This window comes from Jeotgalibaca sp. A122, from assembly GCF_052266715.1.
In the GTDB taxonomy this organism is placed as follows: Bacteria; Bacillota; Bacilli; order Lactobacillales; family Aerococcaceae; genus Jeotgalibaca.
This window is the reverse complement of the sequence record NZ_JBQPRB010000011.1, coordinates 13,035-26,916: the sequence shown is the minus strand read 5'-3', so window position 1 is coordinate 26,916 and position 13,882 is coordinate 13,035. Positions and strand designations below refer to the sequence as shown.

Sequence of the window (13,882 nt, the reverse complement as noted above, 5' to 3'; positions counted from 1 at the left end):
TCATGAAGAAATTTGGAAAACGTATTTTAGCAGCTAGCATCCTTCTGAGTACAATTTATACTCCTGTCCAAGCGGCAGAAGAATCAGCCCCTACTGAACTTATCTTAAGGCAACAACCCTTCCTGGCTGCTCCGGAAATGGCAAAAATGCCAAAAAAATTCTTATACGACAGTGGAATTGATATTGCTTACCCAGAAGATGGTGTAAAAGGTATTTACTTGACTGAAAACACGGCAGCCAATCCTGAACGCGTGGAAGAATTGATCGCTTATTTAAATAGCAATGATTTAAATGCCATGGTTATCGACATTAAAAACGATAATGGTCATGTTACAGCTGATTTCAACTCTGAAGATGCCCACATCAAGAAAAACACAGTTCCGGTTATTGCTGATATTGATGCATTAATGGAACGGCTAGAAGAAGAGCAAATTTATCCTATAGCCCGTATCGTCGCTTTCAAGGACAGTGTACTGGCTGAGGAAGAGCCTCATATGTCTTTCTTAAATCCCGATGGCTCTATTTGGGCATATGGAAATGGAGAATTGTTCATCAATCCTTTCCTGAAGGAAACTTGGGATTATGCAGTTAATGTTGGGATTGAAGCTGCAAAAGCAGGGTTTAAAGAAGTTCAGTTTGACTATGTGCGCTTCCCGGAAATCTTCTCAAACGATGCAAATGGTCTTCATTATGACATGGGTGAATTTGCTGATTTAGATATGGATCCAACCGAAAAACGTGTGAAGGCAATTACTGACTTTGTTGCTTATGCACGTGAGAAATTAATGCCTTACGGTGTAGAGGTTTCCGTTGATATTTTTGGTTATGCTGCAACAGTTGATGAGGCATCTGGTATTGGCCAGGATTTTTCACAGATTTCCAATAATGTCGATGTCATTTCATCCATGATTTATCCAAGTCATTGGGGGCCTGGCTATTTTGGGCTTTCCGCTCCAGACTTGTATCCTTACGAACTTGTCGATGAGTATATGAAAGTTGAATTACCCCTTTTGGAATCTTTGGATCACACCCCTACCACGCGCCCATGGCTGCAGGACTTTACTGCCAGTTACTTGGGTAGCGGTTATTACCGTGAATATGGGCATGCTGAAGTAATGGCCCAAGTTCAAGCTTTGAAAGACCACGGCGTTACCGAATTCTTGCTATGGAATGCAGGTAATGTCTATAGTTACTAAGATTAGTTACTAACATAAAAACAGCCCTGAAGTCGTTGACTCCGGGGCTGTTTTTCTAATCTACTAAAATATTCTGTTGGATATTGAGTAAGCAAAGATATGTCTCAGTCACTTTTTTCTTTTTTATTTCTTCTAGTGCTTCCCGGTAGACAATCATCTGACCACGATATTTGTTAACCAGCTGATCGAGATTATCCCCGACATAATCCGTTTTGAAGTCAAACAGGATAATATGGTCTTCATATTCAATGAAACCATCCATAATCCCATGAATCAAGAGGTTATCGTCACCATTCTTGTCTATTCCCTCAAAGAGATTGCCCGCTTTCATTAACATGGTAAAGGGAATCTCACGATGGACCTTTTCGTGATCAAATAAAATGCGCTGCCCTAGTTCTGTTTGGAAAAAGCCACTGATGATTGTACCATCGATTCTCCGTGCCACGTTTTCATCAATGGCTTCTGCAGTCATCAATTGTTGAATCAATAGCGAGATAGATGCATCGGAAATGGGCGTATCCAAGTCCACGTGTTGCATGACATAATGGACCGCTGTTCCGATTTCAGCATTGGTTGGCTGCCTTACTTGTTGCAAGAAACTTGGTCGTGGAAAGTCTGGTTCGACGTATCTGCCCGGATTGTTTTGTCTTTCAAAATCAACTTGTAATAATTGACTTTGATCTGGGTCTTCAAATAAACGTTTGATTTCTGATACGGATTGGTAACTGGTTGTGTATGTCGCAGCTTGGTTTGGATACGTGGCTTCCATCAAATTTTTAGCCAGTTTGTATTCTTTCAGTATCTCCTTGCCTGTTGGTACTTCGGCCAAATCCTTGATTGTTCCATCGACGTCTTTTTCTTCCTCCAGGTTAACAGTCAGTATATTTCCCAATATATCCCCTTCACTTTGGGTTGAAACCTTAAATTTAACCGGCTCAACAGATAATTCGCCCCTATATTGCTTGGAAAATGCATCAGGATTTACGCTTCCATGACGGTAAAGAGCTAAACCTACCCACTTCATCATATTACTCGCTTGTAGGCGTAAGTGGTTAGGCATGACTGTTTCTCTGGATTCATCGACAGCAGACCATTCTTGCCACATTTTTTCTTCTGTGTCATAAGTTCCAACCAAGTATAATTTTTGTTCGGCCCGCGTCAAAGCGACATAGAGCTTACGCATTTCTTCGGCAATCATATTCTTCTCTTTTTCATTTGCAAGAGCAATCCGAGCTAGTGAGACATATTGAAGACGATTTTCAACATCGAAATAATCGGTCCCAATTCCATATTTTTCAGAGAAAACGTATTTCCCCTGGATATCCTTCTTATTGAACCGCTTTGACATATCCAAAACAAATACAATCGGGAATTCCAACCCTTTGCTGGCATGGATCGTCATAATACGGACGGCATCCTCATCCTCACTGAACGTTGTCGGTTCCGCTAAATCTTGATCGCGATCTTGAATACGCTCGATAAAACGAATGAATTGGAACAAACCTTTAAAGTTGGTAGCTTCAAACTTTTGGGCGCGTTCATAAAGGGCATGCAAGTTCGCAACTCTTTGTTTTCCGGCCGCCATACCGCCTACGTAATCCAAAAAAAGTGTATCCTCGTATATGCGCCAAATGAGGTTTACTAAATTATCTTGTTTCGTGAAAGTTCGCCAAGCACGCAATTGCTCCATAAAGCGGCTCAATTTACGATGAGTGTCCCTTTCCTCAAAGTTTTGCTTCTCATTGGAGCCACCCAGATATGTTTCAACCGCCTCATAAAAATCACCGTTTGGCTCCGTTAAACGGATACTTGCCAATTGCCTCTCATTTAAGCCAACAATCGGAGACCGCAAAACTGCTACAAGTGGGATATCTTGTCTTGGGTTATCGATTACTTTCAGGACAGATAAGATAGTGGAAATTTCTGTCCGCTGGAAGAAACTCTGTGAGTCATTAAGCACCACGGGAATACCATATTCCATGAAGGTTTCCAAAATAAGCAGATTATTTTTTTTGGTTGGCGTTAATAATACGATATCTTTGTAAGATATTACCCGGTTTCCTTTAGCTTCTTTATCATAAATCTCTGTTTTGGCTTCCATCAAATCCCTTATTTTTTGTGCAACCATCGTAATTTCACCCGTTGCTTTGTCATCTATTTCATAGATACTTTCTGGATCGGCTTGAATGGTTGTTTCATTGTCGTTACTTGTATCCACTGAGCCTTCACCTTTAAGGTAAATCAAGACCTCGGTTTGACAGCTATCTGTTTCTGGGAATGAAAGATTCCCTTGTTTTAATTCGGCCAGGTGGTCATAATCCATTTGACCGACCTGCTTATCCATAAGCTGTTTGAAGATAAAGTTAGTAAAAGAAATGACATCATCCCGTGAGCGGAAATTTTCGGCCAAGATGATACGCTCACCCTTTTTTGATGTAGCAAAATCTTCGTATTTTTTCAAGAATAAGCTTGGGTCTGCCAAACGGAAGGCATAAATCGATTGCTTCACATCTCCCACCATAAATAAGTTTTCCGTTTCTGGATGGTGGCGTGTTACCCCATATAGGATACTTTCTTGAAGCTTATTGACATCTTGGTATTCATCAATTAAAACCTCAGAGAATTTATTCCGGTAATAAAGACTTGCTTCACTTGGTTGTCTTTTACCCTCTTTTAAGGGCATGAGTATTTCCAAGGTTAAATGTTCCAAATCATTAAAATCAAGCGTATTTCCAGACAGCTTCTTCTCCCAATAAGCCCGATTGAATAATTTAGTGACGCGTGCCATCTCATCTACAAAATGTTTCGTTTCAAATATTAATTTTTCGTGGTTCTCACGCGAACGAATAAAGAAATTTTCTTGAAGTTTTTGGATGGATTTTTTGTATTTGTCACGCAAATTCTTCATAAAATTGATTGTTTCTCTGTACGTTTCATTTTTCTTGGTAGCACTTCGCCAGGTTTTAAAAGATAGGTTTGAAATATTCTCATATGCCGATTGGTAATCATCTTGTCTGATGGCCTCAAAAACGGCCTCTATGGCATTCTTTTCATTTTCTAGTAGTTGTCTTTGGACTGCCGTCTCATCGGCCTCACCGCCCAAATGAATCGCTTGGTTGCAATCGTAAATGATACCCAACAATTCCTGTTCAATTTGAGGTTTTAAAAGCGTTTGAAAGAGTTGGCTTTGCTCCAGGCCATTCTCTACATCATATAATTGTCCCATGTGATCCAGCCATAAAGCAGGTTCCGGATTCGCCCGGGAAAAATTATACAATGAGAAGATTAAGTCCTTCAGACCCTCATCATTTCGTTCACTTGAATAAGCCTTGGACAAGTGACGAAAATCCGTACTGAAATCGGCATATAATTCTTCTTTTAACTCTTCCCAGACATCTTCCTTCAACATCTCAACTTCAATAGTGTCTGCCATGATGCGAAAAACGGGGTCCACATCAATCAGATAAAAAAACCTTTGGATGACTTTCAAACAAAAAGCATGAATGGTACTGATATTCGCTTGTGGCAATAAGGTTGTTTGGCGCAATAGGTGCCGATACTGGTCATCATCAACGGCTTGATTAATGGCTTTTTGAATGGCAATCCTGATACGCTCTTTCATTTCAACAGCTGCTGATTCCGTAAATGTCACGACCAACAGTTCATCGACGTTGACACCATTTTTTATTTTTTCAATGATTCTTTGAACCAAAACTGTCGTTTTACCCGAACCTGCTGAGGCAGCGACTAATAAATTATCCCCGGTTTGATAAATAGCTTGCCATTGTTCATCAGTAAAACGATCATTTGCTGTTTTTGGCGGTATCATTGCCATTATCAGATCCCTCCTCTTCCTCTTTTATTAACTCTTCACGAAGACGATTCAAAACAGTATTTTTATCTAATTTCTCTATTCGACGGTATTTGTTTTCGCGCAGTGTACTGTCGAACTGTGAAATAGCCCGGTAAGGTCCCTGTACGGTTGGAATAAACAATTTATCCTTGATTGGATTCATTTTCAGTTCACCGGATAAAATATTTTCCCCAGCTTCTACAATGCGTCGGCGGTTGTTCAAGATTAAAAGCTCCAATTCATCGGCCGCCACTAAATCCGCCACTTTTGCAAAACTACCGTCTTTCTTGTATTTAAAAGGCAAAACTAATGAGCTTTCCCCTTCATTAACATGCGGATCCATTTGCTCGGTCATTTCTTTATCAGCAATCAAAAGTCCTTTTAATTTGCTATTAGCCATAAGTGATTCTGCTAATTCGCTTTCTGTGGGTTGATCTGTTACTTTCAGGTATGGATTTTGGATATGCAGATAAAATGCTCCGGCCGGTGTTGCTTCTCCTTCAACGAGCTGGGAAGCATTTACCATGGCAACATCTAAATAGGTTATCATCTGCATGGCTAGGCCGTAGTAAGCTTCTGAAAAATCAAAAGCATGCTTACTCGATTTATAGTCCAAAACAGTCAGGAACTGCTTATCTTCTGTTTTTACCCGGTCGATTCGGTCAATTTTTCCGCGGATGTTGATGGAACGCCCGCCTTTGAGCGGGAACTGGATGCCTTTTAACATCTCTTTTCCGCTTGCTATTCCAAAAACAGCCTCTGTTCTCAGATTTTCGAAAGTCGTTTTGGCCCGCTGATTACTGATGACATATGCCATCCTTTGAATTGTTTCCGATAATTGATCACGGATAAATTGCATGCGATTAGAACTGGACAGTATTTCATACTTATAAGTGCCATACAGATTTTCTAATATTCGCGTGGTCAACTTATTTAATTCTTGTGGGCTTAACTCTTTTTGGCCACGGATTTCGCTCACAACATGTTCCAAAGCCTCGTGGTAAAACTCGCCTGTTCCTGCATTGTTCAATTCATATTTTTGCCGTTCTTTAATGCGTAAGCCATATTTTAAGAAATGGCTGTAAGAATCCAGATAATAACTTTCCAATTGCGATACAGATAAGTAAAGATTCTTCCCATATAGGGCTTCAGCTATTTCCGGGGTCAATTGGGCAGGTACGTTTTTGTATTTCAAACTTGCAAAAACACGCTTCAGATTCTCCTGGATGCTTTCATCTTTATACAAATAGGATAATATATGTCGCCAAAGCAGGGGCATTTTTGACTGGGAAATGAATTGTTCACGTAACAGTTGAACCAATTGACCGATATTTTGGATTTTCGAGCCTACAAAATTAATCGGATAGTGAGCTTCAGTTACGTTAGCAGCTCTATGTTGCACCGTAACTCCAGCATCTGAAGCTATTCGAGCCACATAGGGAGATAATTTCGAGATGCGATTATTTCCGTCAATGCTCAACGGATAAGTGACGAATATTTTTTCAGTTGCGGATAAAAAAGCTTGATAAGCAACGTATGGTTCACTGGCTGTCGATTCCGATACTGACAAATTCAAGTGTTTATTTATCTCTTCACCTAAATTTGACTGAATCAACTGCCGTTCTTCTTCTGTTAACAACGTCTTATTCTCATAGATGCGAGGCAGATTTTCCTGGGTAACACCTATCAAGAAAACAATTTTTTCTGGCTTGAATCTGGCTCCTTCAATGCTTGAGAAGACCACTTCATCCAAGGTCGGCGGAACAATACTGTAAGTAGCCGTTTCAAAACCAGTCATTAAAATATCGTGGAAAGTTGCTTCATCAAAAGGATAATCTCCCAATGTCTCCACATACTCATCTAAAATCGTATTAAAAGTCTGCCATAGCTGTTCATGTTGACGGGCTTTTTCCAAATGGTTTTTTTCAATGGCTTGATCCCGCCAATGAAGGATCTGTTTATCAATACCATTTTCAACTAAAAACATGTATAGCAAAGTTGCTGCATCACGACCGGTTTTGATTTTATTTACCTTTTGATAGAATGGCAACAGAGTTGATTGCAGGAAGTTCTTAATTTGGTTTGCTTCTTTAAATAAGTCCATTTCATCTTCAACTTGTAATTCTTCCTCTTGAAAGATATGCGCTTGCCAATCATTCTTGTTAAACCACGCATTCCCTTCAAAACCATAAGCAAGAAGGATATTTTCCGTTCTGTCTACCCAGTCACGGAAAACTTCAGGAGTTGTTTCATGGGGTACGAGTAATTCAGTCCGCAGGAGGCGCATCATATCGGGATAGCGCCAATAATTCACACGAATCCGGAATAGCGTATCGATAAAGTCTGTAAAGGGATGGTGTCGCATCTCCTCAGCCTTATCATAAAAGACGGGTAATTCTGCCCGATTAAAGAGTGGTTTCAAAATCGTTTCGTAATCTTCTACCCGCCTGGAAAGAATCAAAAAATCACGATAACGATACCCCTCATCCTTAACCAACTGATTAATACGATTGGCTACATGAAATATCTCGGCTTGCTTGGAATCACATGCCCAAACCTCCAAGATATCTCTTATTTCTTTATTTTGTTCTTCAACACGATTGTTTTGTCTGCTTCCCGAAGTTGTGTCTCTCCAATACGCATCGAGTTCCACGAAACCTGCAGTGTAGCCATTTTCCTTGGCAGGAACGCGTTTATCAAGTAAAACTTGGATATTGTTGTTGCGTGCAAATTGGTACATTTGATAATACGTTTTTCCTGCGACATAAAACAACTGATGCATATCCGGGGGACTTTCAGTATAAGGTTTATCTAAATCCATAACGATACTGACTTTTGTTGTTTTTTCCAAGAAAGCCAATATGATATCTTTTTCCCGAGCCGAAAAATAATAGTAGCCATCAATATAAATGTAGGTATCGGTCAAATCATTCCGATAAATTTCCTTAACCATTTCCTCTTGAATTATTTCATAGCGGATATAATCATTCTTATTCATCTCTGAAACAAACATTTGATACAACATAATCAATTCACTGATTTTTGTTTTTTGATCTAACAACTTAACAGTTGTCTCTTCGCTATGGATTGATTGTTGCAAATCATCCGTGGTTATATTCCCGGCTAAAAACTCTTTAAAAAGATTAATCAGTTGTTCTATAAAGCCTTTTTTATCGACTTCTTTCCGGAATAAAACTAATTCCTCCCGATTTTCCAACAGTATTTTTCGTAACAACATCGCCATCCCAGCATCGCTGAGTTGTTTCTTTTGAAAGATTTGCTCATCCTTCAAAAAGTACCAAGCTAACCGACTAAAACTAAAAACCTGAAGATTAATAGAACCCATAAAAGAAGAATTCGCAGATGTATCCAGATTCCATAGGTCTTCGAGAATGGTCATTTCTCCTTCGAACTTTGCATGCTCCGGTACGATAATGAAGAATTTCGCTTCCGGCTTTTCGTTCATTATCGCTTTTATTTCTTTGATATAAGATTCCCGCTTATTTGCGGTTTGAGGACCGATTATAAATTGCAGGCTCACATCATCAACCTCTTTCCAAAAATGCTTTCTTTGACCTCTATTTTAGCATAGAAGCGAGAGGCAAAACAAAAAGGACCGGATTTCTCCAGTCCTTTAATCAATTATTTAATCAAGTTCTTCATCTTTCATTTTACGGATTAATTCTTCGATACGATTACCGTAGTCGACGGATTCATCCCGTTTGAAGATGAGTTCAGGTGTCCGATAAACAGATAAGCGCGAGCCTAATTCTTTACGAATGAGGCCAGTTGCTTTTTCTAGCCCTGTTTGGACTTTTTGACGCTCACTTGCCAAATCGCTCAATGTGCTGTAGTACAAGGTAGCAATTTGTAAATCTCCTGTTACTTCAGCATCTGTTAATGTTACGTCCTGAACACGCGGATCTTTAACATTCTTTTTCAAAATGTCATTCACTTCGCGAAGAATTTCTTGTTTGATTCTTCCAGCTCTGTAATTAGCCATTTTTTTCACTCCTAGACAAAACGGATTATTTTCTTACGATTTCTACCATTTCGTACGCTTCAATCACGTCGTCAACTCTAATATCGTTGTAATTCTCAACCATCAAACCACACTCGAAACCATTTTTCACTTCACGGACATCATCCTTGAAGCGTTTCAAGCTTGCTAGTTCACCATCATAAATTACAATGTTATCACGAATGACACGCACTTTACTGCTCCGTTTAATGACACCATCAGTTACGAATCCACCACCGATTGTTCCAACTTTAGAAACAGTAAATGTTTCACGAATCTGAACTTGACCGGTAATTTTTTCTTCATACTCAGGATCAAGCATCCCTTTCATAGCTGTTTCGATTTCATCGATAGCATTATAGATAATACGGTGTAGGCGAATATCTACACTTTCTTGATCTGCTTGAATTTTAGCTTGTGGTGTTGGACGAACATTGAAACCGATGATAATAGCATTACTTGCGGCTGCTAATGTAACATCGCTCTCGTTGATTGCACCTACGGCTGAGTGAATGATACGAACACGTACACCTTCTACCTCAATTTTTTGCAAACTACCTGCAAGTGCTTCAACGGAACCTTGTACGTCCGCCTTGATGATAACAGCAACTTCTTTCAATTCACCTTCGCTCAAGCTTGAGAACAAGTTATCAATTGTGACACGGTTTTGTTTAGAACGTGATTCTAATTGTGCACGTTTTGCTCTTTCTTCCCCAACCGCACGAGCTGTTTTCTCATCTTCGAACACTGCAAACAAGTCACCTGCTTGGGGCGCTTCGTTTAAACCAGTGATTTCAACGGGGGTTGATGGTGTTGCAATTTTAACACGACGACCTTGATCGTTGACCATAACCCGAACACGTCCGAATGTATTTCCGACAACGATTGGATCCCCAATCTTCAGTGTTCCTTGTTGTACAAGTACAGTTGAAATAGGTCCTTTGGATTTATCTAAACGTGCTTCGATTACACTACCAACAGCTAACCGAGATGGATTTGCTTTCAATTCTTGCACTTCAGCAACCAACACAATCATTTCAAGCAAATCCTCGATACCTTGACCAAATTTAGCTGAAATATTTACGAAGATAGTGTCGCCACCCCAAGCTTCAGGAATCAAACCATGTTCTGATAATTCTTGCATTACACGGTCTGGATTAGCTGTAGGCTTATCGATTTTGTTCACTGCCACGATGATTGGAACATTTGCTGCTTTAGCATGATTGATTGCTTCGATTGTTTGAGGCATCACACCATCATCGGCTGCCACAACAATAATCGTGATATCTGTAACATCTGCTCCACGCGCACGCATCGTCGTAAAGGCCGCGTGACCAGGTGTATCCAGGAATGTAATTGGTTTACCATCGATTTCTACTTGGTAAGCTCCGATATGTTGTGTGATACCGCCAGCTTCACTTAAACTCACTTTGGTATTACGCAACGAATCCAGCAAAGTTGTTTTACCATGGTCAACGTGTCCCATAATTGTGACAACTGGTGGACGTGTTACTAGTTCATCTTCGTCATTTTCACTTTCAAAATGAACCGCTAAATCAGAAATATCAACTTCGATTTTCTCTTCCGCTTCAATACCATAATCTGTAGCAATTAATTCTAGTGTATTAGCATCCAATGGTTGGTTTTGTGTTGCCACAATGCCCATCATGAACAATTTTTTGATAATTTCAGCCGGTTCACGGTGAAGTTTTTTTGCGACATCTTGGATGTTCATGCCTTCAGTGTAGACAAACACTTCTGGCAACTCACGGAATTTACGTTGTGGCATTGGCGCTTTAGGCGTGCTGCTAACTTTACGGTTTTTATTACGGCCACGTTTATTATAGCCGCCTTTTGAACCTTTATAACCGCCACCACCTTGGCTCCGGTTTTGACCTTGACCTTGGCCTTGTGGGGCACGATTAGCGGCTGGCTTTTTATTACGGTTGGTGTCTGTTGTTTTTGCATCTCCAGAACTTGGACGACTCGTTTGAGGTTTATTCGTATTATTAGCTGGTCTTGATGCTTGTGTTTTGTTCGTGCTACTTGCTGGCCGACTTGGCTTTTGGTTCCCTTGGCCTTGTTTTGGTTGGGAATTCTTATTGGGTTGACCTGAACCCTCGCTCTTATTATTCATTGCTTTATTCATCTTATTAATTTCCTCATCTCCTATTATTGACATATGGCTTTGAAAGTTGATTCCAACTTCTTTTGCTTTTTGCATAACATCCTTACTGGACATTTTGTGCTCTTTGGCAAATTCGTAGACCCTCTTACTACCCATGTCTTCACCATCCTTATTTCATATTATTCGTTCCTTTCAGTTTTAGATAACTGCTCGCAAAACCCTTTTCAGTAAAGGCGCAAATCGAACGGCTTTTTCCAATTGCTGCACTGATTTCGTCAGTGGTAAAAGAAATATCTAGTGGAACATTATAATACTTACATTTATTTATTAATTTTTCCCTGGTATTGTCACTTGCATTACTAGCAACAATAACAAGTTTTGCTTCGTTTCGTTGGATTGATTTGATGGTTAATTCCTCACCAGTGATCAATTTTCCTGCTTTAACAGCTAAACCTAAAAGGTTTAGCTGTTTTTCTTGTGGTGTCATTTTAGTAAGCTCCTAGCCTTTTGATGCTCAACATAGTCATAGAGTTCTTGATAGAATTCATCAGTGACTGTCATGTCGAACTGTTTATCAAAAAGACGATTTTTTCTGGCTTTTTCAACTAACTCCGGTTCCATTGAAACATATGCTCCACGCCCGTTTTTCTTTCCAGACGGATCAATCGCCAATTCACCTTCAGGTGTTTTAACAATGCGAAGCATTTCTTTCTTTGGCTTCATCTCGTTAGAAACAATGCAACGGCGCATTGGAATTTTTTTCTTCTTCATGAGTCGTCACCTCTTATTGTTCGGATTCATCCAACAATTCATTATAGTCTTGTTCTGGATCCAATTCTACTTCTGCAATCTGTTCTTCAACGTCATCAGCGTCCATAATGTTTTCACCGATTTCATCGTTTTCAAGAATTTGTTCTGCTTCAGTCAGCTCTTCTAACTCTTCAACAAAGTCTTCGGTTGCTGCAACTGCGATTTCGGAGTCAATCAACATACGATTGTAGTCTGTCTCAGATTTAATATCGATTTTGAAGCCTGTCAGCTTAGCAGCTAAACGTGCGTTTTGTCCTTTTTTACCAATAGCTAATGATAATTGATAGTCTGGAACCACAACAGTACAGCTATTGTTTTCTGGGTGGAAATCAACCTGAATAACTTGGGCTGGATTCAGAGCATTACCGATATAGGTTGCTGGATCTTCACTCCATTCAACGATATCCATATTTTCGCCACGAAGTTCATTAACAATTGCTTGAACACGTTGACCACGTGGTCCTACACATGTACCGACTGGATCTACGTTTTCGTCACGAGATCTTACTGCGACCTTGGAACGATCTCCTGCTTCACGGGCAATAGAAACAATTTCAACAACACCATCGTAAATTTCAGGGATTTCTTGTTCAAACAAACGCTTTAGCAAGTCTGGATGACTTCTACTTACGAATACTTGAGGTCCTTTAGAAGTATTTTCTACCTTAGTGATATAGACCTTAATACGGTCATGAGCTTGGTAAACTTCTCCAGGTATTTGTTCTTGCTTTGCTAGTACCGCCTCAATTTTCCCAAGGTTAACATAAATATAACGGGAATCCTGACGTTCTACAACACCATTCAAGATGTCATTCTCATATGCGATGAATTCATCATATACGATACTGCGTTCTGCTTCACGGATACGTTGCATAATTACTTGTTTCGCTGTTTGGGCTGCAATACGGCCAAAGTCCTTAGGTGTTACTTCAAAACGAATTTTATCGCCTATTTCATATGCTTTATTAATAGTTAATGCTTCTTCAAGCCCAACTTCCAGAGTTGAATCGAATACCATTTCAACTACTTCTTTAACGGAATATACATGGATATCACCAGAATCAGTATTGAAAAGAACTTCCACGTTTTGTGCTTGACCGTAGTTACGTTTGTAGGCAGATACAAGTGCAGCCTCCAAAGCGCTGGTCACAATCTCTTTAGAGATTCCCTTTTCTTTTTCTAAGATATCAAGAGCAGTCAGCATCTCTTTATTCATTCTCTATTTCACTCCTTACTCCATCATTAAAATTTGATTGCCAAACGCGCTTTTGCAATTTTTTCACGAGGAATTGCGATTACTTTTTTGCGTGTTTTTATCATGATTTCTAATTCTACTGTTTCATCAGTAACAGATAGAAGCGTGCCTTCATGGAATTTTTCACCTTCAATTGCTTGATAGTAAGAAAGATGAACGTATTCCCCGATTGCTTTTATGAAATCATCTTCTGTTTTTAAAGGACGCTCTGCGCCAGGCGAGGATACCTCCAAGAAATAGGCTTGTGGAATTGGATCTGGATCCATCTTATCCATTTTTTCACTCAATTGTTCACTCACCAAAGCACATTCTTCTATGTCAATTCCGCCTGGTTTGTCAATGTATACACGTAAAAACCAATTTTTGCCTTCTTTCAAAAATTCAATGTCTACAAGTTCAAAATTATGACTGTCAACGATTGGTGAGACTACTTCTTTTACAATATCAATTACTCGGCTCACAAAAACCCTCCCTTTAATATCAACAAACTTTCCAAAAAATGGTCGATTGCGTTAAAAAGAGCGAGCGTTTCCGCTCACTCCCTCCAAAGTTTATTTCTTTACTAATCATACACCAGAAATGCTTGAAATGCAAGAAAACCGCTATTCAGCTCTCTTGT

The 13,882-nt window shown here is 39.7% G+C and carries 9 protein-coding genes; 1 reads left to right on the top strand and 8 read right to left on the bottom strand.

Annotated features, from left to right (window positions below):
• Positions 1 to 2 precede the first annotated feature (2 nt).
• On the top strand, positions 3 to 1,196 hold the full coding sequence (locus ACTU7M_RS10260; protein WP_443474300.1) for a putative glycoside hydrolase: 1,194 nt from the start codon (positions 3 to 5) through the stop codon (positions 1,194 to 1,196).
• A gap of 55 nt (positions 1,197 to 1,251) precedes the next feature.
• Here ACTU7M_RS10260 and addA read toward each other — a convergent pair whose 3' ends face one another.
• The 8 genes from addA to rimP form a co-directional block, all read right to left on the bottom strand.
• Positions 1,252 to 5,031, bottom strand: coding sequence for a helicase-exonuclease AddAB subunit AddA (addA, locus tag ACTU7M_RS10255; protein ID WP_443474299.1), 3,780 nt, complete (start codon positions 5,029 to 5,031; stop codon positions 1,252 to 1,254).
• The gene (locus ACTU7M_RS10250; RefSeq protein WP_443474298.1) at positions 5,000 to 8,590 is read right to left on the bottom strand and encodes a PD-(D/E)XK nuclease family protein; all 3,591 of its coding nucleotides are present in this window, start codon (positions 8,588 to 8,590) and stop codon (positions 5,000 to 5,002) included. The genes addA and ACTU7M_RS10250 overlap by 32 nt, the downstream gene beginning before the upstream one ends.
• Before the next feature lie 105 nt (positions 8,591 to 8,695).
• Positions 8,696 to 9,052 carry a 30S ribosome-binding factor RbfA gene (rbfA, locus tag ACTU7M_RS10245; protein ID WP_443474297.1) on the bottom strand — a complete coding sequence of 119 codons (357 nt, stop codon included), beginning with the start codon at positions 9,050 to 9,052 and terminating at the stop codon, positions 8,696 to 8,698.
• Positions 9,053 to 9,077: 25 nt separating this feature from the next.
• Positions 9,078 to 11,354: a translation initiation factor IF-2 gene (gene infB, locus ACTU7M_RS10240; RefSeq protein WP_443474296.1), complete on the bottom strand. Its 2,277-nt coding sequence runs from the start codon at positions 11,352 to 11,354 to the stop codon at positions 9,078 to 9,080.
• A 13-nt stretch (positions 11,355 to 11,367) separates the two neighbouring features.
• Positions 11,368 to 11,685 (bottom strand): L7Ae/L30e/S12e/Gadd45 family ribosomal protein, encoded by a 318-nt coding sequence (locus tag ACTU7M_RS10235; RefSeq protein WP_443474295.1) that lies wholly within the window; start codon positions 11,683 to 11,685, stop codon positions 11,368 to 11,370.
• The gene (rnpM, locus tag ACTU7M_RS10230) at positions 11,682 to 11,969 is read right to left on the bottom strand and encodes an RNase P modulator RnpM (protein WP_443474294.1); all 288 of its coding nucleotides are present in this window, start codon (positions 11,967 to 11,969) and stop codon (positions 11,682 to 11,684) included. The genes ACTU7M_RS10235 and rnpM overlap by 4 nt, the downstream gene beginning before the upstream one ends.
• 13 nt (positions 11,970 to 11,982) lie before the next feature.
• On the bottom strand, positions 11,983 to 13,224 hold the full coding sequence (gene nusA, locus ACTU7M_RS10225; RefSeq protein WP_443474293.1) for a transcription termination factor NusA: 1,242 nt from the start codon (positions 13,222 to 13,224) through the stop codon (positions 11,983 to 11,985).
• A 26-nt stretch (positions 13,225 to 13,250) separates the two neighbouring features.
• Positions 13,251 to 13,724, bottom strand: coding sequence for a ribosome maturation factor RimP (gene rimP / locus ACTU7M_RS10220; RefSeq protein ID WP_443474292.1), 474 nt, complete (start codon positions 13,722 to 13,724; stop codon positions 13,251 to 13,253).
• Positions 13,725 to 13,882 lie beyond the last annotated feature (158 nt).

What these genes read in the sequence shown, in the direction of transcription:
- rbfA (WP_443474297.1), bottom strand. Translation starts at nt 9,052, where the DNA reads ATGGCTAATTACAGAGCTGGAAGAATCAAACAAGAAATTCTTCGCGAA.
- ACTU7M_RS10260 (WP_443474300.1), top strand. Translation starts at nt 3, where the DNA reads ATGAAGAAATTTGGAAAACGTATTTTAGCAGCTAGCATCCTTCTGAGT.
- addA (WP_443474299.1), bottom strand. Translation starts at nt 5,031, where the DNA reads ATGGCAATGATACCGCCAAAAACAGCAAATGATCGTTTTACTGATGAA.
- ACTU7M_RS10235 (WP_443474295.1), bottom strand. Translation starts at nt 11,685, where the DNA reads ATGACACCACAAGAAAAACAGCTAAACCTTTTAGGTTTAGCTGTTAAA.
- rnpM (WP_443474294.1), bottom strand. Translation starts at nt 11,969, where the DNA reads ATGAAGAAGAAAAAAATTCCAATGCGCCGTTGCATTGTTTCTAACGAG.
- infB (WP_443474296.1), bottom strand. Translation starts at nt 11,354, where the DNA reads ATGGGTAGTAAGAGGGTCTACGAATTTGCCAAAGAGCACAAAATGTCC.
- nusA (WP_443474293.1), bottom strand. Translation starts at nt 13,224, where the DNA reads ATGAATAAAGAGATGCTGACTGCTCTTGATATCTTAGAAAAAGAAAAG.